Genomic DNA, 22,657 nt, shown 5'->3' with positions numbered 1-22,657 from the left:
TTCATTCCACCAGGAATTCAATCGCCTCCGCCACCTCCCTCACCCCGCCGCCCGCAACTGCGCCACGCGCACGGGCGCCGGCGGATGCGAGAAATAGAATTTGGCGTAGAGCGGATCAGGCGTCAGCGTCGCGAGATTGTCGCGCGTGAGGCGGGTGAGCGCGGAGATCATCGGCTCCTTGCCAACCATCTGACGGGCGAAGTCGTCGGCCTCGAATTCGTTTTTGCGCGAGCGATACGCCAGCAGCGGATGCAGCAGATGCGAGACCGGCTCCTTGGCGATGAGCAGCGCGATCAGCACCACGCCGGGGTCCTTCGGCAGGCCGAACCAGCCCGCGAAAGTCGAGTCGCCAAAGGCCCAGTGAAGAACCGCGAAGCCGATGAAGGCGATGACGGCCGCCTGCAGGATCATCTGCCGCACATGGCCGTATTTGAAGTGGCCGAGTTCATGCGCAAGGATCGACTCTATCTCCTCGAGCGTGTGCTTTTCCAGCAGCGTGTCGAAAAAGACGATGCGCTTCGCCTTGCCGAAGCCGGTGAAATAGGCATTGCCATGCGCCGAGCGCTTCGAGGCGTCCATGACATAGAGGCCCTTCGATTCGAAGCCGCACTTCCTCAGCAGCGCCTCCATGCGCGCTTTGGTCGATCCCTCCTCCATGGGCGTGAATTCATTGAAGAGCGGCGCGATGAAGGCAGGATAGATCACCGTCATGGCGATTGTGAAAACCATGAAGGCGACATAGGCGAAGAGCCACCATGTGTCGGGCAGCGCGCCGAGAAGCCAGAACATGCCGAAGAGCAGCGGCGCTCCGATCGCGAGGCCGATCGCGCCGCTTTTGATCTCGTCGAGAAAGAAGGTTTTCAGCGTCAGGCGATTGAAGCCGAAACGCTCCTCCAGCCAGAAAGCGTTGACGAGCGAAAAGGGCAGTTCCAGCAGATGGCCCGCAATGCTCGCGGCCAGCACGAAGGCGACGCTGCGCGTCAGCCCCGGCGCGACGAATTGTGAAACCAGCGCATAGAGCGGCGCCATCCAGGCGGCGAGCCAGAGAATGGAGATGACGGCGTCATAGACAGTCTCCGCCATGCCGAAGCGCGTGCGCGCAATGGTGTAATCGGCGGCGCGGCGGTGTTCGTCGAGCGTCACCTCGCGGACAAAGTCGGCGGGCACGGCGTCGCGATTCGCGGCGACATTGTCGATTTGGCGCTTGCGCAGATAGACGCCGAGCGCCGCGGACAGGGCGATGGCCACACAGATCAGGACGCCCATGGCGCTCATTGAACCGCTCCGTTCGTATGATTTCCGTCAAATATACGCGCTCCGCCCTCGCTTTGCGAGGCCCCCTATTTGCGCCGCAAGAGGGCGTCGCGGGCGGCGTTGAGCGCGGCGGCGCGCTCAACGGAGCCGCCGTGGTCCGGATGAGCGCGCTTCATCTGCGTGCGATAGGCGCGCTCGATTTCCCGGCGCGAGGCGTTGGCGCCGACGCCGAGAACCGCGCGAGCGCAGGCGTCCTCGCTCATCGGCGCCCCCGTCGGCGGCGGCCGGCGGCGCTGGCCGAAGCCCCCCTCCTCCGGCCCATGCCGCTCTCCGTCGGCGCGACGATGCGGCCCGGCTCCTGCGCTCGCGCCCGCCCCGGCCTGCGCGCGGCGCCGTCTGTCCTCGTCGGCCTCGATCAGCCCGAAATCCTCAAAAGCCTCCCGCAGCCGGTAACCGATATCGTGCGCGAGGACAGAGAAAAACGCCGCGAGGGCGCCGGCGGCGACCGCGCGCTCGATGATGAAGACCGCCGGCTGCATGCGACTGTTCAGTCCATCCGGCCCATAGATTTCGTTCAGGAACCCCGGCAGGCCGACGGCTTTCCCGCTCGCCGAGGCGGAGACGAGGTAGTCGAGCGTCGCCAGCGAGACGCCGTGAAAAATCGACGGCGCGAGGCAGAGCGAAACGACGCTCACGCCCCAGAAGGCGTTCGACCAGCCGCGAACGCGGCTGCTTGCGAAACCCCGCCAGGCGGCGTGGGCCGAGGCGAAGAAGACGAGCGCCAGCGCGCCAAAGGTTTGCAGCCCGGCGACGGTCGACAGGGCCCCCCGTTGCGCCGCGGCGGCCGCGGCCATCAACGGAAAATGTCCCGCCTCGGCGTATTGCTGCATCTGCGCGTCGGCGACGGCGAGCGGCGCGAGTTCCTGCGGCGCAACGACATTCAGCGCCCCCACGGCGACAAGCGACAGGACGACGATCGCGAGCGCCGGAGCCAGCGCGGCCCGGAGCATTCCCCGGTCCTCGCCGCGCTCGACGACTTTTATGGGCTCGTCGAAAATGTCGAAGGAGATGGCCCGCCTCCCTTCAGGCCGCCACGCGCCGGCCGCGGTTCATCAACGCGAAGGGCGCGCCGCTCAACAGAACGTCCAGCGCGGCGAGGCTCTGATGCTTGCCGTTGACCGAAAGGCGCGGCAGCGCGTGAACATGGTCTTTATGCTCGGAGAAGAGCATCCCCGGACGGGTGGTCACCGCGCTGGCGAAACCAAGCTCCAACGCCAGCGCGAACTCGCGGCCCCCGGCGGACGTCGGATCGCCGACCGGATAGCAGAAATGACGCGGCCGCACGCCCAAAGCCTGCTCGATCCGGTCGCGGCTTTCGGCCATCTCGCGGCGGGCTTCGGCCGCATCGAGTTTCGCGAGACGCGGATGGGTGACGGAATGCGCGCCGATCGTCGCAAGCTCGTGACCGGCCAGCGCGGCGAGCTCCCGCCAGTCGAGGCAAGCCTCTGCAACGAGGCGCCGGGAGTCGATCCCCGCCTCCGACGCAAGCGCGGCGACGATCTCCAGCAATTGCGCCTCGCCGCCCGCGCGGATCGCCCAATAGACCTCGGCGAAGGCGTCGCTCTTCTCCTGCGCCGAGGCGCAATCGCGCACGATCCGCCGACGGCCGACGACGACATCGACGCGCGCGAGGCGGCGAAACGCCTCTTCCATTTCCAGCCACCACAGCCGGGCGGAATGATCCGCGAAGCCCGCCGCGACATAAGCCGTGAACGGCGCGCGATGGCGCTCCAAAATCGGCAGCGCATGTTCCACGAGATCGCGATAGCCGTCATCGAAAGTGAGAACGACGAAGGGACGCGCCGGCGGCGGCGCGGCGCGCAAGGCGTCGAGCGCCGCGTCGAGCGACAGTATGTCGTAACCCTGCGCGCGCAGGTGGGTCAGCAGGGCGTCCAGAAAAGCAGGCGCGATCTCAAGTCCCGCATTTGGCGCGAAGGCTTCGCCCGGATCGGGACGTACGCGATGAAACATGAGGGCCGCGCCCAGACCGCGCGTGAAGGGCGCGGCGAGGCGATGCGCGCCGCTCGCCCGGAACAGTCCCATCCCCGCTTCGATTGCGCGCTCCCGCCAGGTCGCCATCTGTCCTCCCGGAAACCCTTTCCGAATTTACGATAAAGACTCTAACCACCTGTTATCTGTCTTGCGGCAGATTTATTCGTGAGGACGGTTCCTCGTTCCCGGAGCGTGGGCGGAAATATGGTTACCAGGCTGGAAACGCTGGATGGCGCCCGCATGAGCGCGCCGGCGGCGACCTCCGCCCCTTTCGAGACGATCGAGATCCTGACGCGCGTCGAGGATGCGCGCGAGGCGTGGGAGGAGCTGTATCCGCTCGCCCCGGTCAGCGCCTATCAATCCTACCTTTTTCAGTCGGTCTGGCTCGAAACGATCGGACAGGACGAACGCCTCGAACCTTTCATGCTCCTGGCGCGCGACGGCGCCGGGCGGCCGCGCGCGCTCCTTCCCTTGGCGATCGAAACCCGGGCGGGGCTGCGCATCGCCGCCTTCCTCGGCGGCCGCGAAAGCAACTTCAATCTCGCGCTTCTCCACCCCAGCGCCCATTTCGACGAAAAGACCCTGCGCGCGCTTCTCGTCGCCGGCGCGCGGCGCGCACGGCGCGGCCCGGACATCATCTATCTGCGTAACCAGCCGAAGCAGTTCGACGGCGTCGCCAATCCGCTGGCGTTCAAGGCCGCGCGGCCGAGCGCGAGTTACGCTTTTGGAACGACGCTGCCCGCGACCGCCGAGGAACTGGCCGCGCGCTTCTCCAAAGACTCTCGCAAAAAGCTTCGCAAGAAAGAGGCGCGTCTCGCCGAGATGGGCGCCCTCGCCTATGAGCATGGCGCGACCGGCGCGCGCGCGGACGCGATCGTCGAGGCGCTCATCGAACAGAAAACCGTTCGCTTCATCGACATGGGCGTCGAAGGCGTCTTCGAACGCGAAGGCGCGCGCCGGATGCTGCGCCGCCTGAGCCGGGAAACCGGCGACGGCGCGATGGAAATTCATGGACTGAGCGTCGGCGGGCGCGTCGTCGCGACCTATGCGGGCGTCGTTCGCGGCGGACGCTTTTCCGCCATGCTCAACTCCTTCGATATGGATGAGGAAATCGCGCGCTGTTCGCCCGGCGAACTGTTGCTCCATGCGCTGATGCGCAACCTCGTCGAGCGCGGGATGACGCATTTCGATCTCGGCGCCGGGGAAGCGCGCTACAAGAGCGCCGTCTGCGACGAGACCATCGAATTATGCGACCTCGTCGTGCCGGTTTCTCCGCGCGGCGCCATCGCGGCGCCGCTGCTTTCCGCCTATCTGAGGCTCAAGCGGCGCGTGAAGCAAAGCCCTAGGCTCGCCCGCGCCTATGTGCGCTTCCGGCGCGCGATGCGCGAACTCAAATGAGCCTGTTTCGTCAGGCGGCCACGAGATCGTCCGCGCCAGCGCCGCCTTCGAGCAGTTGCGCATCGGCGCCCGCCGCCGCAAGTTGCGCCCGAAGCGCTTCCGCCGCCGCGTCGCCGCCGAGCACGAAGGCGAGATCGACAAGCGACGCGAGGCGCAGCGCCTGCTCGGCCGAGGCCGCAAAGATGACGAAATCGTAAGTGTGCGCAAGCGCGGTGACGACGAGCGCGAGTTCGAAATGCTCCTCGCCGGCGCCGTTTCCGCCCGGCATCACATGCAGGCGGCTGCCGACGTCGCGATGAATCGCCTCGCTGAAATCCGCTGCGCCGCAGACCACGTCCGACATGCCCTTCGGCGCGCCATGGGGCGCATTGACGAGCGCGTCGTAAGTCTTGGCGCCCCGGTCGGCGACCGCGAGCAATGTGCGGCCGCGCCGCGAAAGATTTCGCGCCAGGGCGACGACGGTGTCGGCGGGCTTTCCTTCCGTCTCGCAGGGCGTAACCAGCACTTTCACGCAGGTCTGCGTCGCGCGCGCCTGATCGATCTGATTGACCGCATCGGCCTCCCGGGCGCCAGTTTCGACGCGACGGCGATCGCCCTCGGACGGTAGCGGGGCCGCCGCATCCAGCGCAGGCTCGACGCGCGCGCGCTCCGCGAGGACGCCCCGTGAGGGCGCCGGCGCAACCAGCGTCATTGCCGGCGCCGCGACGCGCGCCCGTCCGGTCAGCATCTCGGTCGCGACGATGGCGCCGACGGACAGGATCAGCGTTGCGAGCGTCGCGAAGGCCGTGATCGGGATTTTTTTGGGAAAGGAGGGATTTTGAGGCGCGAGCGCACGCTGGATGACGCGCGCGTCGGCAGGCGTCGCCTTCACGCGTTCGCGCGCGAGCGCCTCCTGATACTTGGACGTCTCCGCCTCGAGCTGCTCCTTGAGGAGGCGCGCCTGACGCTCGAGATCGCGAAGCTTCACTTCCTCCGCGCCCGCCGCGCCCGCGACGCGCTTCTGCGCTTCCAGCTCGCTGGCGAGATTCTCGACGCGCGCCGACGCGATGCGGGCGTCGTTCTCGAGCGTGCGCGCCGTGCGTTCGGCGGCCGCGCGCCATTGCAGATCGAGATCGGCGAGTTGCGCATTCAGCTCCTTGATGCGCGGATGCATGGGCAGCAGCGTGCGCGACTCGAGCGCGAGTTGCGCGCGCAGCGCGACGCGCTGCTCGAAGATGCGGCGGATCGACTCATTGTTGGCGACGTCGGGGATCTCGCCGACGCGGTTTTGCCGCAACATCTCGCGCAGCAGTCGCGCCTTCGCCTGCGCCTCCGCCTGCGCGGCGCGCGCGGTCGACAACTGGTTGTTCAACTCTCCGAGCTGCTGCGTGGGAATGATGGCGTTGTTGGCGCCGATGAGGAGGCCCGTTTCGGCGCGATAGGCTTCGACCTTCGCTTCCGCCTCGGCCACGCGCTTGTGCAACTCCGACACGAGAATCCCGAGCGACTGCGCCGCCGACCGCGCGATGTCGCGCTTGGCTTCCTGCTGCATCTCTATGTAGGTCTCGGCGACGGCGTTGGCGCCCCGCGCGGCGAGATCGGGATTGCGCGAGGAAAACTCGATGGACAGGACGCGCGTTTTCGTTGGCGACAGAACGGACAGTTTTTCGCCGAATTTCTCGAGAATGCGGTCTTCCGGGGACATCTGCGTCGGATCGCGCGCTATCCCGAGCAGCACCATGACGCGCGTGAACGCGCCGACGCCGTTCGCGAGCGGATCGAACTCGACGTTGCCCTGAAGGTCCAACTGCTTGATGACCCGGCGCGCGAGATCGCGCGAGGTGAGCAGCTGGATCTGGCTTTGCACGCCTTCGGCGTCGGGGCCGTTGACGTCGGCGCGCTCGCCCTTGTCGACGCGCGCGTAGAAATCGTCCTGATTTTCGAGGAGGAGCTTCGCGTCCGCGCTGTAACGGGGCTTCACGACGTTGACGAAAACGAGCGCGCCGACAAACGCCAGCAGCGTTGGGCCGATCACCCACCACCGCTTCTGGAGGAGAACACGGCCGATCCGCGACAAATCGACGTCGTTTGTCGCAGTCTCCGTCTCGATTGGCATACTGGAACGCATCGCTTCTCCGGGGTCCGCGAAGAGTCCTAAAGCAATTATGGTTTAGGGCTGGTTAAGCCGCGCCGGGCCGGCAAGGTCAAAGTTTGTTAACCATGAGCCAATAAATAGTTGTCGTCGCTCTGCTGCGGACATCGGATTTGCTAGAACCAGACGGAACCGAAATGGCGAACACGGTCGCCTCCAAGAAGGTCGCCTGCAAGACGCTCACCCTGGCGGTAGCGATGATGACGAGCGCGTTCCTGTCCGCCTGCGCCGTTCCGGGCCAGAACCGTCCGGAACTGTTCGCCGCCTCCGCCTATGAGCCCTACGCGCTCGGCGCGGGGGACCGGCTGCGCGTCATCGTCTTTGGACAGGACGCCCTTTCCAACTCCTATCTCGTCGACGGGGCGGGCCGCATCGCCATGCCGCTGATCGGCTCCGTGCCGGTGCAGGGTCTCGATCCGCCGGCGGTGGAACGGGAAATCGCGGCGCGGCTGCGCAACGGCTACGTCCGGGAGCCGCGCGTCTCGGTCGAAGTCGAGGCTTACCGTCCCTTCTTCGTGCTCGGCGAAGTGACCAACGCCGGTCAGTATCCATTTGTTGAAGCAATGACTGCTAGAACCGCGATCGCGATCGCCGGCGGCTTTGGTCCGCGCGGTTATCAGGGGGCCGTGGATCTCACCCGCGTGATCGACGGCGTTCCAGTGACGGGCCGCGTGCCGCTCGATACGCCGGTGCGGCCCGGCGACACGATTACGGTGCGCGAACGCATATTTTGACGAGAAAGGGCGGCGGTGGCCTCGGACGGCGATCAGTGCGCGGCGGAGAGAACGGCGGGGCGAGGCGGCCTGCGCATCCTCCACGTCATGCGCGCGCCCGTTGGCGGGCTCTTTCGTCACGTCGTCGATCTGACGCGCGCGCAGGCGAAGGCGGGCCACGAGGTCGGCATCGTCGCGGATTCGACCACCGGCGGCGACGCGGCGGAGGGAATTTTCGCGCAGTTGCGGCCCTCCCTCGCTCTCGGGCTCGAACGCCTTCCCATGCGCCGTCTGCCGCATCCTGACGATCTTCGCGTCGCATGGCGCGTCGCGAGCCTCCTGCGCCGATGCGAGCCCGACGTGCTGCACGGGCACGGCGCCAAGGGGGGGCTCTACACGCGCCTGCCAGCCCTGCTGCCCGGCTTTCCGCAGCCGAAAAGGCCGCTCGTGCGCGTCTATACGCCGCATGGCGGGAGCCTGCATTTTCCGCCTGACACGCCGGTCGGCCGCGTCTTTTTCGCCGCGGAGCGCATGATGGCGGGCGTCACCGATCTCATCCCCTTCGAAAGCGATTACGCGCGCCGCCGCTTCGTCGAGACGATCGCCGCTCCGCCGGGCCTCGCCCGCGTGGTTCACAACGGTCTCGCCGAGGGAGAATTTGCGCCCGCCGAGACGGACGCGGACGCCGACGATTTCCTTTTCGTCGGCGAGATGCGCATCGCCAAGGGCGTGGAGGATCTTCTGCGCGCTTTCGCGTCCCTGCCGAGCGGCCCGCGCCTCTCGCTCGTCGGCTCGGGGCAGGACGAGCCGCTGTTCCGCGATCTCGCGCAGCGGCTTGGCGTCGGCGATCGCGTCGCCTTCCTGCCGCCAATGCCCGGCGCGCGCGCCTTCCGCCGGGGACGCATACTCGTCGCCCCGAGCCGCGCGGAGTCCCTGCCCTACATCGTGCTGGAAGCCATTGCGGCAAGATTGCCGATCGTCGCGACGAATGTCGGCGGCGTGCCGGAAATCTTCGGCGCCCGCGCGGACCGGCTGGTTCCTCCGAGGAACGTCGCCGCGCTCGCGGCGGCCATGCGCGAAATGCGCGAGATGGATCCGCAGGCGCGCACGGCGCTCGCCGATGAGATGGCGCGCTTCGTTCGCGACGGGTTCACCATCGACTTGATGAGCGAGGGCGTCTTGCGGGGCTATCGCGAGGCTCTAGCTAATGCGCGGGCGCGTCCCTATGTCAGCGCCGCCCGGGCGCCAACAGGAGAGTAAGGATATGTGCGCTTTCGCTGTCGGCGACATGAAAGGCGTAAATCCGGAGAAGGACGGCTCCCGAAAGAGCGACTCTCCGGTCGAGCGCCCGCCGCTGAGTCCCCTGCTTGCGGAAATCGCCAGCAATGGCGCGCCCGGCAAATCCTATTCGCCGATCGTTCTCGCGGGCGTCGTCAGACTCGTCGAATTCACGATGCTTCTGCTTGCGGGCGTCGCGATCCATGAAGCCCATGTCGTGCCGAACTGGGGACGGTCGCTCGATTATTACGTCGTCATGGCGGCGATGGCGCTGAGCGCCATCGCCGTGTTCCAATCGCTCGGTCTCTACAACACCGCCTCGTTTCGCGCGCCCGTCCGCGACGGGCTGAAAATCGCCGGCGGCTGGTCTCTCGTCTTCGTCGTCGCGCTCGCCGCCGTCTTCTTCTTCAAGCTCGACGACTCGGTCTCCCGCCTCTGGCTGCTCGGCTGGTACGCGGCGGGCCTTGCGCTGCTGACCTGCGAGCGTTTCGCGCTGGCCGTCATCGTTCGCCGGCTCACCCATCAGGGCAAGCTCGACCGGCGCACGGTGATCGTGGGCGGCGGCGAACTCGCCGATCCGGTTTTGCGCGAGCTCGCCAAGCAGGAAGACGGCGATCTGCGCATCCTCGGCCTGTTCGACGACCGCGCCGACCAACGCTCCCCCGACGTCGTCGCCGGCTATCCGAAGCTCGGGACCGTGGACGATCTCGTGGAGTTCGCGCGCCACACCCGCATCGACCTCGTGATCTTCACGCTGCCGATTTCCGCCGAGGCGCGCCTGCTGCAAATGCTGAGAAAGCTCTGGGTGCTGCCGATCGACATACGGCTCGCGGCGCATACGCACAAATTGCGCTTCAGGCCGCGGTCTTATTCCTACATCGGCAATGTTCCGGTGATCGACGTCTTCGACAAGCCGATCGCGGACTGGGACGTCGTCGTCAAATATCTCTTCGACAAGATCGTGGGAACGATCTGCCTCATCCTGCTCTCGCCGGTCATGCTGCTGACGGCCATCGCCGTGAAGCTCGATTCTCCCGGCCCGGTGTTCTTCAAGCAGGTCCGGCACGGTTTCAACAACGAGAAGATCGAGATCTACAAGTTCCGTTCCATGTATGTCGACCAGCTCGACTACAAGGCGTCAAAACAGGTGACGCGCGACGATCCGCGCGTCACGCGCGTGGGCCGTTTCATTCGCAAGACGTCGATCGACGAGCTGCCGCAGCTCATCAACGTGGTGTTCAAAGGCAACCTTTCGCTCGTGGGCCCCCGGCCGCACGCCATCGTCGCCCAAGCGGCGAATCACCTCTACGATGAAGTCGTGGACGGCTATTTCGCGCGCCATCGGGTCAAGCCCGGCCTCACCGGCTGGGCGCAAATCAACGGCTGGCGCGGCGAGACCGACACGCCGGAGAAGATCCAGAAGCGCGTCGAATACGACCTCTACTACATCGAAAACTGGTCGATCTTGCTCGACATCTACATTCTGGCCTTGACGCCCTTTGCGCTGATCAAGGCTGAAAACGCCTATTGAATCGGGCTTGAGAGGAGTTCGACGTGCGATCGCCCTTTGTCATCGCGACGATCGCGGCCCTGCAGGGCGCGGCGGGCGTGTCCCTCGCCGCCGCGGCGGCGCATGTCGACGCCAATCCTCTGCTCGACACGGCGAGCCGCTACCTCATGATCCACGCCTGCGCGGGCCTTGCGCTGGCGGCGCTCGGACGTTCCTCACCGCCTGCGGCGCGCTGGCTCGCCGGGGCGGCGCTTGCGCTTCAGGCGGGGGTGACGCTGTTCTCCGCCGACCTCGCGGCGCGCGTTTATCTCGGGGGAAAGCTCTTTCCCTTCGCCGCGCCGACGGGCGGCGGCCTGACCATCGTCGCCTGGCTGGCGCTCGCGCTCTGGGGCGCGGTCAATCTGCGGAAGAACTGAAACCGACTGCGTCTTTTGAGCAACAGTTGACTTTGATGTTCAACTTTGCCGGGTAGCCGCTGGACTCGCGCGGCAAAGAGCCGCACGATCCGTTCATGTCTGTCTCGGACGCGCCTCAGCACAGACCTGGCGCATCGAGCGATGCGCAACGGCCGGGAGATCCCCTGTTCGGCCGCCGGGCGCTAATTGTCGAAGACGATCCTTACATTACGCTTGCGCTCGAGGAGACGCTTGCCGATTTCGGGCTCGTGGTCGTCGGCTCGGCGCGGAGCGTTTCCCAGGCGCTGAGGCTGGCGCAGTCGGCGCGCTTCGACATCGCCCTCCTCGACGTCAACATCGGTCACGAGAAAATCGACCCCGTGGCCGACGCTCTCTCGACGCGAGGGATTCCTTTCATATTCACCACCGGTTGCGGGCGCGCAGGGCTCCCCGAGGCGCATCTAGAACGGGCCGTGGTGGAAAAGCCTTTTTACGTCGAGGAGATAATGCGGGCGCTTCGCGAAGAATTGGCCAATGCGAAAAACGCCTGAATCCTGATGAAAAAAAGCTTTACCGTGAACTTGATGAAGCGGCGTCGAACCGGTAACTTGCGTAAAGAGAGTTAAGAATCTCTTAGCGTGAGTTGTTCCATGCCGTCGCGTTTCGAGTTCGGCTCGCACACGCGGACCAGCGCGCAAGCCGCGCGCGCCCGCTCCTCCATCTCCCTCGGGGCGGCATTCGCCCTGTTTTGCGTCGTTCTGATGGGATATGACGCGCCGGCCAGCAAGGCTGCGGGCGGGCTGGTCGACGCGCTGTTCGGTCCTGGAGAGCCGCCGGCGGCGCTTTACTACAATGGTTTTGCGCCGCGTTATTACGTCCCGTCCGACGAACGGGCGGCGCCCCGCCGCCGCCTGAAGCAGGCGAAGCGTCCACGCGCCCACGTCCTTCAGGCACGGCGACGAATCCTCGAACGCCCGAAATTCGTCAACGCTTTGCATCGTTCCCCGGCTCCGGCCGACGCGCGCCGATCGCCGGGAAACGAGATCGTCGAGCGGCCCAAAAAGCTCGCGGCCGCAGCCCAGCCGGCGCCGGGCGTTGAGGCGGGCGGAACTGGTCGCCGCGCTGTTTGCGTGCGAGCCTGCGACGGCTATCGTTTCCCTGCCCTGCCGGTTTCCCGCGCGACGGACGTCGCCGGCCAGCGGGCGAACTGCGAGAAGCTCTGCCCGGGCGCACAAGCGACGCTGTTCGTACTGCCGACGGGCTCCGACAAACCGGACGAGGCGAAATCGGCCGCGGGGGAGAGCCATACGCATTTCATCGCGCGTCCCGATCCCTCCGACGCGCGCTCGAAGAGCTGCGCCTGCCAGACGGAGGCGAGCGCCTCGGCCGCCGCCGCCAGCGCCTTCCTTTGGGACTCGACCTTGCGGCCCGGCGACACGGTCGTCACCCCGCAGGGGGTCCGCGTCGTCCGCCGCGGCAGCCGGTTCCCCTTCAAGGCGTCGGATTTCCTGTCCCTCGCGGAGACCGGCGACGCGCCGCTGTCGAACCGCAGCGCGCTTTACGCGATAGAGCGGGCGCTGAAGACGCCTCAGGGCCGGCTCGACGTGGCGCACACGGAACGCCGCGCGGGCGGGAGGGAGCCGCGCCTCTGAACGGGCCGGAGCCGTCGCCACTTTCTCGCCGCGCTTCCCCGCAACAAGCTAAAAACTTGTTGGCGTAGGAGCAAGCGCTTGCCGCCGTTCGCGGAACGTGACCCGTCCATCTTCCCGCCTCCCTCAAGGGGCACGGGCGTCTCGAAGAAAATTCGCGCAGCCCGCTGGGCGCGCCCGCTGCTTGCGGCCGTCGCGGGCCTTGCCGTCGCGGCCGGAGTCGTGGCGGCCGTCGCGCCATGGCTATACTCGCCGGCCGCGCTTCTCGCGGCCGTTTCCAGCCAGCTTCAGGACTCGACCGGCCTTTACGTCGCGACGCGCGGTCAGCCGCGCTTTTCCCTCGCCCCGCGTCCGCATGTGTCCTTCCATGGCGTCGCCTTCGCCGACAGAAACGGCGCGCTGGTGATCGAAGCGGACGAGCTTCACGGCGTCCTCAAAATTCTGCCGCTTCTCCTCGGACGTCTCGACGTCGACTCGCTCGCGCTCGTCCGGCCGCGCGCCCGTCTCGATCTCGACGCGAAACGAATCGACGCCCCCGGCGCCGCCGCCCGCGCCGCCGTCGCGCCGCCGGCGACTGTCGAGGCGCAAAAGGCGGACAATGTGCGACTCGGCGTCGTGAATATCGTCGACGGCGCGCTGAGCGTGCGCCGCAACGGGGTCGACTACGGCGCCGGCAAGATCTCCGCGGCGCTCGATTGGCGAAGGGTCGGCGAACCGGCGCTGCTGAAGGCCGAATTCGACTGGAAGGGCGAACGGATCAAATCCCTTCTCTGGATCGCCCGCCCCGGCGCGCTGTTGCGCGGCGACCCCTCGGTCGCCACCGGCCGCCTCGACGCCGAGAGCTTCCGGCTCGAAGCGCAAGGGCTGGCCGAGGCCGGCGCCAATGCGCATTTCTCCGGGCGCGTGGCCGGAACAGCGGCCTCCGTGCGGCAGGCGCTCGGGCTGTTTAACCTATCGGCGCCCCTGCCCGGCCCCTTCGGCGACGCCCGTTTCTCGGCACAGGCCACGATTTCGGCGCGCGAAGCGCGGCTGAAAGAGTTCCAATTGGTCGTCGACGGCAACGCCTTCAGCGGAGAATTGGCGCTTCGCGACGGCGATGGCCGCCCGAACCTAGCGGCCGAGCTCTCGAGCGATTTCGTCGCACTAAAGCCGATGTTCGCCGACGCGCCGTCGCTTCTTGGCGCCGACGGCCAGTGGAGTCGCGAACCGCTCGATCCGCCCGACCTTTCCGGGGCCGACGTCGAGCTGCGGCTCGCCGCGCGCCATGCGCGGCTCGGGCGGCTGACGATCGATGACGCGACATTCGAGATGGCCCTTCGGGACGGCATCCTCGATCTGTCCCTCGTTGACGCACGGGCTTACCGGGGGCGCGTCAAGGCCCGCGCCTCGTTCAGGCCCGCCGCGCAAGGGCTGGCCGTCCACGCCGCGTCGCAGACCTCCGGGGTCGACGCCAACGCCCTTCTCTGGGACGCCTTCGGAAAGCTCGCGATCGGCGGGGCGCTCGATTCGGCGCTTTCGCTCGACGCGACAGGCGCCAGCATGGCGGAGCTGATGCGCAGCCTGAACGGGCGCGCTTCAATGACGCTGAGCGAAGGAGAAATCGCCGGCGTAGATTTCGAGCGCGCGCTGCGCCGCCTCGAGAAGCGGCCGCTCGCCAGCGCGCAGGACATCCGTTCCGGCAGCTCTACGCTGGACAAGGCCAGCGCCACATTGCTCGTCGAGCAAGGGATCGGAACGCTGGAGGACGGCGCCGCCCATGGTCCGGGCTTCGCGTTGACCTTCAGCGGAACCGCGAATCTGGCGGAGCGCACCCTGTCGCTGAAGGCGGTCGCGCGCGAGGCCGACAACGCCGGAAAATCCCGCGAGAAGGGGCTGCACATCTCCTTCGACGTCGCCGGCGGCTTCGACGAGCTGACCCTCGCCCCGGATCCGCAGGCGTTCATCCGGCGGTCCGGCGCTGCGGCGCCCCTGTTGCCGGAGGCGCCGCCGGAGCCGACGGCCGAGTCGGAGCGTTAGAGTCTCGCTCGATCCGAGCGCTTCGGATCGGGGCTCCAGCTGTTTTCTGTGACGCCCATTCGGCCGAACCGGCGTCCGCTTCGGCGCCAGGCGTTCTAGACCGCCTCGTTCTCGCGCGCGGCCGATTCGAGCAACCCAGTCAGCGCGGGCGGCAGGTCGAGATAACGGAAGCGCCGCAGCTCGAATCCGACGCCGACGAGTCCCCATGGCGGCGCATAGGTCCGCCATGGCGGGATTTCTCTCACGACCGCGACATGGCCGCCGTCGATCGCCGGCGCAATCCGTTCGATGGTGTAAATCTCGCCGCGCCGGAGGCCGCCGTCGCCAAATCGGCCGGGCCCATCCTCGACGCAGACGACCTCCGTTCCGGGAGGGGTGTCGGGACTGATCATTGTTCTTCCTCGTCGCAGCGGCGACGCGCGCCGCGCCCTTTTCAAATTAAGGAGGGCGCGGCCGTCTCGGAAGCAAGACGTCGTCAGCGGAATCGGGCGGTCACCAGAACTTCAGGAAGCCGAAAAGGCCTTTCCTCAGGAACTTGCGGTCGAGCGCCGCCAGTTCTTCATAGACCTTGCGGGCGTTCGCGCGCAGCTCGAGCAGCTCCTCGTCCGAGACGTCGAAGTTGATCGCAGCGAGTCGCAGCTGACGGCGCGCTTCGTCGAGCCTGGCCTGTGCGTCGGCAATCAGAGCATGCAGCATCGTTCCCCCTTGTCGTGGGCTAGACTAAACCATTTCGAAGACGGCGACTTACGCCATTAACGGGGCGCCGGTGCGCCGTGTAAAAGCTCGCCAGTTCCAGCGTTCAAGGCGTCGCGGCGAGTGATGGAGGCCTCGGAGGGAATCGAACCCCCGTACAAGGATTTGCAGTCCTCTGCGTAGCCACTCCGCCACGAGGCCGTCCGAGCGATGGGCGCGACGCGCTTCGCCTGCGCGTGCTCTTACAGGAGGGCGCCTTCATCGGCAAGAGCGCCGTCGCGAAACCTCGGCCCGGGCTCCGCTCAATCCGAATTGCGGGCCGACCATGTGGCGTGAGCGACGTTTTTCAGCCTGCCCAGCGATTCGAGGATCGCGTCGAGCTCCTCGGCGTCGACGCTGGTCGCGGCCAATGTGGCGACGATCTCGACGCCATCTTCCCGCTCCAGCTCGCGCACCTCCCTGGCCGGATATTTCGCCTCCTCGAGCCGCTCCTCGATGAGGTCGCGCAGGGCGTCGCGGCTGGCGGCGTCCGTAGTCACGCGAATCTCGAAGATGGATTCGGTCCGGCTCTCGTCGATCGGCGCGCGCTCGATGAGATTGACGAGCGGCCGCAAAAAGGTGTTGCCGGCGAGGACGAAAGCGCACATGAGCACGGCCTCGGCCGGATGGTCCGCTCCCGCGAAGGCGCCCGTCGCGGCCGAGCACCAGATGGTCGCCGCCGTGTTCAGGCCGCGGATGTTCATTCCCTCCTTCAGAATGACGCCCGCGCCGAGAAAGCCGACGCCCGAAGCTACATAGGCGAGCACCCGGGTCGCGCCCTCGTCGCCCGTCAATCGCATCCCGAGATCGACGAAGGCTGCGGCGCCGAGCGCGACCAGCGCGTTGGTGCGCAATCCCGCATTGCGCTGCCGGTATTGCCGCTCCGCGCCGATGAGCGTGCCCAGCACGATCGCGACGAGGAGAGAAATGAAAGTGTTGAGAAACTCGACGCCGTTGAAGCTGATTACGCCCGCCATGACTTTCCCGCGTCAGTAAGGACGGCCGTCCTTGTGGAAAAACCGCCACCGGCCCTCAGGGTCGAGGCGCGCCTCGAGGTCATCGGCGGGATATTCCCCGCTATCCCCCGGCGTCCGGTCGCCAATTTCGAGATAGACGACGTCCGTGTCGGTTCTGTTGACGAGGCAATGGGCGAGGCCCCCGGCCGGGAAACCGGCGCACATGCCGGACGCGAGCGGCGTTTCGCCGGCCTCGGTGACGAGGGTGGGCGCGCCTTCGAGGACATAAACGAACTCGTCCTGCCGGCTGTGGCGATGCAGCAGCGCCGACTGGGCGCCCGGGGCGAGCCGCGTGAGGTTCACGCCGAAGTTCGTCAGGCCGAAAATGTCCCCCAGCGGGCGCTTCTCTCGGCCGGCGACGCGGGCGGCGAAGGGCTCGGGATAGTTCGACGGACGGCTTCTGGGCGGAGCAGAAGCGGCGTCTATTGCACTCGATCGGTTGCGATCCTCGCCGGTCACGTCCGTCTCTCCCTCCCCCCGGATCCGACGCCAATTTGACAGGCGCCGCTCCTTTTGACCATCTTCGCGCCCCATGCGCCGGGCAGGCGCCCTTCGGGATCGTCAGGAATGAATGTCGTAATCGTCGAATCGGCGGCCAAGGCGCAGACTATCAACAAATATTTAGGCCGCGATTTCAATGTGATCGCCTGCTATGGGCACGTACGCGACCTTCCTCCCAAGGACGGCTCGGTGGATCCCGAGGCGGATTTCGCCATGGTCTGGGAGATGGACGCCAAGGGGGCCAAGCGCGTCTCGGCCATCGCGGACGCGGTCAAGGGGGCCGACAAGGTCATCCTCGCGACCGACCCGGATCGCGAGGGCGAGGCCATCTCCTGGCATCTGCTCGACATCCTCAACAAGAAGCGCGTTCTCAAGGACAAGAAGATCGAGCGCGTCGTCTTCAACGCCGTCACCAAGGACGCGATCAAGGAGGCGATGGCGCATCCCCGCGAGATCGACCAGGCGCTGGTCGACGCCTATCTCGCCCGCCGCGCGCTCGACTATCTCGTTGGCTTCACCCTGTCGCCCGTTCTGTGGCGCAAGCTCCCCGGCGCACGCTCCGCCGGGCGGGTGCAATCGGTCGCGCTGCGGCTCGTCTGCGACCGCGAGCTGGAGATCGAGAAGTTCGTCCCGCGCGAATATTGGTCGATCGTCGCGCATCTGAAGACGAAGGCGGGCGAGCCCTTCACGGCGCGGCTGGTCGGCGCCGACGGCAAGAAGATCCAGCGCCTCGACATCGGCGCCGGCGCGGAGGCCGAGGGCTTCAAGAAGGCGCTCGACGCCGCGACCTTCACCGTCCGTTCGGTGGAGGCCAAGCCGGTCAAGCGCCACCCTTATGCGCCTTTCACGACCTCGACTCTGCAACAGGAAGCCTCGCGCAAGCTCGGTCTCGCGCCAGCGGTCACCATGCGCATCGCGCAGCGTCTCTATGAGGGCGTCGACATCGGCGGCGAGACGGCGGGCCTCATTACCTATATGCGAACGGACGGCGTCGACATGGCGCCCGAGGCCGTCGCCAGCGTCCGAAAGGTGATCGCCAAGGAATATGGCGACCGTTTCGTGCCTTCGGCGCCGCGCAAATACACCGCCAAGGCCAAGAACGCGCAGGAGGCGCACGAGGCGATCCGCCCGACGGACGCCGCGCGGCTGCCCAAGGAGATGGCGAAATATCTGGAGCCCGAGCAGGCCAGGCTCTACGAGCTGATCTGGACGCGCACCATCGCGAGCCAGATGGAGTCCGCCGAACTCGAGCGCACCACGGTCGATATCGAGGCCAAGGCCGGTCCCCGCACGCTCGACCTGCGCGCCACCGGCCAGGTCGTGCGCTTCCCCGGTTTTCTCGAACTTTATCAGGAAGGCCGCGACGACGAACAAGACGAGGACAGCGGCCGCCTGCCGCCGATGAAAGAGGGCGAGCCCTGTTCGCGCGAAAAGATCGAGGCGACGCAGCATTTCACTGAGCCGCCGCCGCGCTACACGGAAGCGACTCTGGTGAAGCGAATGGAGGAACTCGGCATCGGGCGCCCCTCCACCTACGCGTCTACGCTCGCAACGCTGCGCGACCGCGACTATGTCCGGCTCGACAAGAAGCGTCTCGTGCCGGAGGACAAGGGACGCCTCGTCGTCGCCTTTCTCGAAAGCTTCTTCTCGCGCTATGTCGAGTTCGACTTCACCGCCGACCTCGAGGAGCAGCTCGATCGCATTTCAAATAACGAGATCGACTGGAAACAGGTGCTGCGCGACTTCTGGAAGGATTTCTCCGCGGCCGTGAACGAGACCAAGGATCTGCGCACGACGCAGGTGCTCGACAGTCTCAACGAGCTTCTGGGGCCGCATATCTTTCCGGCGAAGGAAGACGGCTCCGATCCCCGCCTCTGCCCGGCCTGCAACAGCGGCCAGCTTTCCCTGAAGGTCGGCAAATTCGGCGCCTTCATCGGCTGCTCGAATTATCCGGAATGCCGCTACACGCGCACATTGTCGCCGCCCACGGGCGACGCGGCGGAAAGCGCGCGGCCCGGCGTCAAGGTCCTCGGCGTCAATCCGGAGACCGGCGCCGAAGTCACGCTGCGCGATGGCCGTTTCGGCGCCTATGTGCAGGAGGGCGAGCAGGAGGAAGGGGCCGAGAAGCCCAAGCGCGCCTCCGTGCCCAAGACCATCAAGCCGGACGACCTCACGCTTCAGCAGGCGATCGGCCTGCTCTCGCTGCCGCGCGAGGTCGCCAAACATCCGACGACCGGCGAACCGATCATCGTCAATATCGGCCGCTTCGGGCCATATGTGCAGCACGGCAAGACCTACGCCAATGTGGGACGCGACGACGACGTGCTGACGATCGGCGCCAATCGCGCGATCGACCTCATCGTGCAGAAGGAATCAGGCGGCGGCGGCTCACGTTTCGGACGCGCGTCCGAACCCGGCCGGACGCTCGGCGACCATCCCGAGGGCGGCGCCGTCACCGTGAAAGCCGGGCGCTTCGGGCCCTATGTCAACTGGAAGAAGGTCAACGCGACCATCCCCAAGGACGTCGACCCCGCGACGCTGACGCTCGAACAGGCGCTGGCGATGATCGCCGCCAAGGGGGCGGCCGGCGGCGCGACGGGCGGGCGCGTGCTCGGAGAACATCCGGACGGCGGCGCCATCACCGTGCGCGCGGGCCGCTTCGGCCCCTACGTCAATCTCGGCAAGATCAACGCGACGCTGCCCAAGAGCATGTCGGCGGAAGACGTGACGCTCGACGAGGCCATTAAGCTGATTGACGCCAAGGGCGGCCCGCCGAAGAAGAAAGCCCCCGCGAAGAAAGCGCCCGCCAAGTCGAAGAAGGTCATCGAGGACAGCGACGAAGCGCCCTTCGAGGACGCGACGCCGGTGAAGAAGACCACCGCGACGAAAAAGGCGCCGGCGAAGAAAGCCGCGACGAAAAAGCCGGCCACGAAAAAAGCCGCCTCGAAATAGGCGGCTTTTCCGTCGCGCGCAGCGCCCTGGCCAAGAAGCGGGGCGAAGCGCCAGTTCTGTTGCGCGTCACAGGGACAGGCGCAGCTTTCCAAGACCGATGCCGATTTGCGAGAATGCCGCGTTGAGCTGAGCGGCGTCCTCCGCCTTGAAATAGTGATCGTCGTTGGTCGCGCAGCCCTTCAGCAAGGCGAGACCTTGCGCGTCGATCGGATCGCCCGGCGTCGAGAAGCCGATGGTGAAGATCTCGACGCCAGCCGTTTTGGCGTTGGCGCAAGCCTGTTTCGTCAGTTCGTCCTGCGCGCTGCGGGACAGACTCTGGAAATCGGTCGCGTTGTTTGGCGCCGCCGCCTTGAGCGTGTCCTGATGATTGACGCCGCCGACGGAACCGTCAGGCAGCCGCTGGTTCGCCGCGCCATTGTAGCTGTAATATCCGGCCGCCTGATAAGTCGAACCGCCGGCGGTGTAAGGGCTCGACGCCCAGAAATTCTCGCCGTCCGACATAATGATCATGATCTTTCGATTTTTCTCGGCGTTATAGGGAGCGCCGTCGGCGAAGGGCGGATTCGGCGAAATCGTGCGCCATCCCCACATGGTTCCGTCGTGGATGTTGGTGTTGCCGCCTTCGACCAGATTACTGATCTTGTTGACGACGGTGGCCTTGTTGGAGGAAAGCCGCATCAGGGTCTGATTGGCATTGCCCGTGCAATATCCGTCCGGCCCGAGAACGCTCGTGTTGATCGAGGCGGTGCCGGAAATATTGTATTTGCAGACCTTGTTCAGCCTGTCCCACTGGCCGCTCGCGCCCGTGCAGCCTCCGCCAGGGTTGTCACTGTTCAGATAGCTGTTCGGATAGCTGAACGTATTGGACCCGCTGCTCGAACCGAAATAGCTGCCGTCCGACTTTCTATAATAGCCGTCCGGTTCATCGGGAGAGAGGTAAGGCACGAAAAGCGTGTCCGGATTGCTCGCGGTGGGCGCGGTGTCGTTGACATTCATCGGATAGGGCAACGACTCGAAGCAGCCGTTCCAGTCCCACGCCGAGCGTCTGGCTTTCAGCTTGTTGAAAATATCGAAGCGGTTCGTAAAACCCGCCGCGTTCGCAGCCGCCTTGCCCCCGAAGACGACCCAATGCTGGGAGGAGTCGCCTTGCGTGTCGATCCAGGACGCGGTGCGGTTGGCGGCCACCGATGGATCGACCGCCCTGACCATCGCGTTGAACGGGACGATCGACATCTTCAGATTGCCTGACGCCACCTTCGAGAACATGGTGTTGGCGAAGCTCGTCGCCGCGTCGCGCAGCGCCTGCATCTTGCTTTTGCCGCCGGCGCTCGACGACATCGAGCCGGAATTATCGAGCACCAGCGCGATCTCGTAGGTCGTATCGGGGCTCACGCCGCCTGCAAGATCAGCGCAGACTTTCGCGGAGGCGAACATTTTGTCCAGATGCGCAACTTTCATGAAGATGCTGTCGACCGGCGCCGTCGCATCGGCGCAAAGCGTCCGCGCGTCGGCGCTAATCGTGACATTGCTCACCGTCGCGCCGGCAAGCTTGGGGCGCGAGGCGACTAGAACCTGAATCTGCTTCTGGGCTTCCGCATTGGTTGTCGTGCTCTTCATTTTTGACGCGACGGCGAGAGCAGCGCTGTCCACAGCCTGCTGCAATTCCGCGCGCGTCGTGGTCAGGCGCGCATAATCGGCGGCGGCCCCCAGCATGAACATCACCGGAACGAAGCTGAGGCCAAAAATCATGGCGGCGTTGCCGCTTTCGTTCCTCACGAATGCTGTGGCGTAAAATCTTTTTTTCGCCCGCTTCATTGCAATCTCCTGAAACGCTGGCCGTCGATGCTCCCAGGGGCCGGGAGCCCCCTCTTTCTCGCGCAAGATGGTTCCACTCTCCTTTCTGATTAAGTTGTCGAGATCTCGGGATCTCGGTTAACCGCAGTAAACCTTAACCGATGGTCGAAATCCTGTAGGAAGGGCGCCGGCGACAGGCGGCGTTTCTTTGAAAAGCCGGAACAAAAATCCGGCAAATTGCGCCAGTTTTTCAAAAGTCAAGAAATTGCAGGGACGCGCCGCCCCGAGCCCGCCCGGACCGCGCGAGGCCGAAAGCCGCCGTCTCGACGGCGCTGGCGTTGGAAGGGAAGCGATTCACATCGCGTTCGGCAGGCGATCGACGACGCCGACAGGGCTCATCCCTGCCGCATTCGCGCGCCAAATCCTGAACGCTCAACCCGGCCGCGTCGAAAATGCGCCGAACCGGGGAAGCGTAGAACGATCAACCGGAGGCGCCAGCGCCTTTGTCAGGCGCAGGCGCGTTCCTTTTCGACAGTGGGCCGGGAAATCCGGGGCGAGATCGCCTCAAGGGCGGTCGGGCGCATCCGCCCCCTGCTCCGGTCCGTGGCGCTGCAGCGCAGGGGTTCGACGCCGCTGACAGGTTCGGTCCCGGTCTCCCCGAGCAGGCTCGACAGCCGTTCCCGTCCACGGCTCAGCCGGCTTTTGATCGTCCCAATGCTGCAGCCGCAGATCTGCGCCGCCTCGTCATAGGTCATTCCCTCCGCGCCGATGAGGATAACGGCCTCGCGCTGCTGCGACGGCAGCAGTTGCAGCGCAGCGAGAAAATCCTGGAAGTCCAGCCGGCCGTCCTGATCCGGCGCCGAAATAAGTTGGGCGGCGGCGATCCCGTCCGGGTCCGGCAGTTCGCGGCGGCGCTTCCGCTGCTCGCTATAATAAGTATTTCTCAAAATCGTTCGCAGCCAAGCCTTGAGGTTGGTTCCGCGATCAAAGGAATCGAGGTTCTCCAAAGCTCTGGTCAAGGTTTCCTGAACAAGATCGTCTGCGCGGTCGACATTCCAGCACAGGGCCCGCGCAAATGCCCGAAGGGTTGGTATTGCCGAGATCACGTCGGCCTTCAATACGGCCAAGCTACTGTTGTTCAAGCGCTGTTCCATCTTCTTTTGCCTCGTTGACACAACCTTCAGGTGTGCAAGAGAGAGGCCTGATGTTTCGTAACAAAATGGATCGGCTTAGCTATTGGGAAAAATACTTATGCAAGCTGCAGCT

At 65.9% G+C, this 22,657-nt stretch carries 19 protein-coding genes and 1 tRNA gene; 9 read left to right on the top strand and 11 right to left on the bottom strand.

Annotated features, from left to right (window positions below):
• Window positions 1-39: 39 nt before the first annotated feature.
• The 3 genes from ACV959_RS06650 to ACV959_RS06640 all read right to left on the bottom strand — a co-directional run bounded on the left by ACV959_RS06650 (window position 40) and on the right by ACV959_RS06640 (window position 3,393).
• A complete protein-coding gene (locus ACV959_RS06650) occupies window positions 40-1,275 on the bottom strand; it encodes a M48 family metallopeptidase (RefSeq protein WP_475739112.1) in 1,236 nt (411 codons plus the stop codon).
• Between the two features lie 65 nt (window positions 1,276-1,340).
• Window positions 1,341-2,264, bottom strand: coding sequence for a J domain-containing protein (locus tag ACV959_RS06645; RefSeq protein WP_475739111.1), 924 nt, complete (start codon window positions 2,262-2,264; stop codon window positions 1,341-1,343).
• 73 nt (window positions 2,265-2,337) lie between these two features.
• Window positions 2,338-3,393: a polysaccharide deacetylase family protein gene (locus ACV959_RS06640; protein WP_475739110.1), complete on the bottom strand. Its 1,056-nt coding sequence runs from the start codon at window positions 3,391-3,393 to the stop codon at window positions 2,338-2,340.
• 117 nt (window positions 3,394-3,510) lie between these two features.
• Between ACV959_RS06640 and ACV959_RS06635 the strand changes: the two genes are divergently transcribed.
• The gene (locus ACV959_RS06635) at window positions 3,511-4,704 is read left to right on the top strand and encodes a GNAT family N-acetyltransferase (protein ID WP_475739109.1); all 1,194 of its coding nucleotides are present in this window, start codon (window positions 3,511-3,513) and stop codon (window positions 4,702-4,704) included.
• Between the two features lie 10 nt (window positions 4,705-4,714).
• Here the strand turns inward: ACV959_RS06635 and ACV959_RS06630 are convergent, their stop codons facing one another.
• Window positions 4,715-6,811: a GumC family protein gene (locus ACV959_RS06630; protein WP_475739108.1), complete on the bottom strand. Its 2,097-nt coding sequence runs from the start codon at window positions 6,809-6,811 to the stop codon at window positions 4,715-4,717.
• Window positions 6,812-6,972: 161 nt separating this feature from the next.
• Here ACV959_RS06630 and ACV959_RS06625 point away from each other — a divergent pair, with 161 nt between their 5' ends.
• The 7 genes from ACV959_RS06625 to ACV959_RS06595 all read left to right on the top strand — a co-directional run bounded on the left by ACV959_RS06625 (window position 6,973) and on the right by ACV959_RS06595 (window position 14,396).
• Window positions 6,973-7,569 (top strand): polysaccharide biosynthesis/export family protein, encoded by a 597-nt coding sequence (locus ACV959_RS06625; protein WP_475739107.1) that lies wholly within the window; start codon window positions 6,973-6,975, stop codon window positions 7,567-7,569.
• A gap of 15 nt (window positions 7,570-7,584) precedes the next feature.
• A complete protein-coding gene (locus tag ACV959_RS06620; protein ID WP_475739106.1) occupies window positions 7,585-8,808 on the top strand; it encodes a glycosyltransferase family 4 protein in 1,224 nt (407 codons plus the stop codon).
• Between the two features lie 4 nt (window positions 8,809-8,812).
• Window positions 8,813-10,357, top strand: coding sequence for an undecaprenyl-phosphate glucose phosphotransferase (locus ACV959_RS06615; RefSeq protein WP_475739105.1), 1,545 nt, complete (start codon window positions 8,813-8,815; stop codon window positions 10,355-10,357).
• 23 nt (window positions 10,358-10,380) lie between these two features.
• Window positions 10,381-10,752, top strand: coding sequence for a DUF423 domain-containing protein (locus ACV959_RS06610; RefSeq protein WP_475739104.1), 372 nt, complete (start codon window positions 10,381-10,383; stop codon window positions 10,750-10,752).
• A 95-nt stretch (window positions 10,753-10,847) separates the two neighbouring features.
• Window positions 10,848-11,282, top strand: a complete 435-nt coding sequence (locus tag ACV959_RS06605; RefSeq protein WP_475739103.1) for a response regulator — start codon at window positions 10,848-10,850, stop codon at window positions 11,280-11,282.
• 99 nt (window positions 11,283-11,381) lie between these two features.
• Window positions 11,382-12,383, top strand: coding sequence for a DUF2865 domain-containing protein (locus ACV959_RS06600; protein ID WP_475739102.1), 1,002 nt, complete (start codon window positions 11,382-11,384; stop codon window positions 12,381-12,383).
• Window positions 12,384-12,461: 78 nt separating this feature from the next.
• Window positions 12,462-14,396 (top strand): AsmA family protein, encoded by a 1,935-nt coding sequence (locus ACV959_RS06595; RefSeq protein WP_475739101.1) that lies wholly within the window; start codon window positions 12,462-12,464, stop codon window positions 14,394-14,396.
• A 95-nt stretch (window positions 14,397-14,491) separates the two neighbouring features.
• On the opposite strand, the gene ACV959_RS06590 is transcribed toward ACV959_RS06595, so the two are convergent.
• The 5 genes from ACV959_RS06590 to ACV959_RS06570 all read right to left on the bottom strand — a co-directional run bounded on the left by ACV959_RS06590 (window position 14,492) and on the right by ACV959_RS06570 (window position 16,603).
• The gene (locus tag ACV959_RS06590) at window positions 14,492-14,788 is read right to left on the bottom strand and encodes a hypothetical protein (protein ID WP_475739100.1); all 297 of its coding nucleotides are present in this window, start codon (window positions 14,786-14,788) and stop codon (window positions 14,492-14,494) included.
• A gap of 100 nt (window positions 14,789-14,888) precedes the next feature.
• A complete protein-coding gene (locus tag ACV959_RS06585) occupies window positions 14,889-15,092 on the bottom strand; it encodes a hypothetical protein (protein ID WP_475739099.1) in 204 nt (67 codons plus the stop codon).
• Window positions 15,093-15,216: 124 nt separating this feature from the next.
• Window positions 15,217-15,290: transfer RNA gene (locus ACV959_RS06580), tRNA-Cys, on the bottom strand.
• Between the two features lie 101 nt (window positions 15,291-15,391).
• A complete protein-coding gene (locus tag ACV959_RS06575) occupies window positions 15,392-16,105 on the bottom strand; it encodes an MgtC/SapB family protein (RefSeq protein WP_475739098.1) in 714 nt (237 codons plus the stop codon).
• A gap of 12 nt (window positions 16,106-16,117) precedes the next feature.
• Window positions 16,118-16,603, bottom strand: a complete 486-nt coding sequence (locus ACV959_RS06570) for a cupin domain-containing protein (protein ID WP_475739097.1) — start codon at window positions 16,601-16,603, stop codon at window positions 16,118-16,120.
• A 108-nt stretch (window positions 16,604-16,711) separates the two neighbouring features.
• Here ACV959_RS06570 and topA point away from each other — a divergent pair, with 108 nt between their 5' ends.
• The gene (topA, locus tag ACV959_RS06565; protein ID WP_475739096.1) at window positions 16,712-19,597 is read left to right on the top strand and encodes a type I DNA topoisomerase; all 2,886 of its coding nucleotides are present in this window, start codon (window positions 16,712-16,714) and stop codon (window positions 19,595-19,597) included.
• A gap of 66 nt (window positions 19,598-19,663) precedes the next feature.
• Here topA and ACV959_RS06560 read toward each other — a convergent pair whose 3' ends face one another.
• Both ACV959_RS06560 and ACV959_RS06555 read right to left on the bottom strand, forming a co-directional pair.
• Window positions 19,664-21,412, bottom strand: a complete 1,749-nt coding sequence (locus ACV959_RS06560; protein WP_475739095.1) for a TadE/TadG family type IV pilus assembly protein — start codon at window positions 21,410-21,412, stop codon at window positions 19,664-19,666.
• A 485-nt stretch (window positions 21,413-21,897) separates the two neighbouring features.
• On the bottom strand, window positions 21,898-22,545 hold the full coding sequence (locus ACV959_RS06555; RefSeq protein ID WP_475739094.1) for a sigma-70 family RNA polymerase sigma factor: 648 nt from the start codon (window positions 22,543-22,545) through the stop codon (window positions 21,898-21,900).
• Between the last annotated feature and the right edge of the window lie 112 nt (window positions 22,546-22,657).

This window comes from Methylocystis sp. Se48, assembly GCF_056269425.1.
Note: the sequence above shows the minus strand (reverse complement) of the source record. Positions and strands in the feature narration are given on the sequence as shown.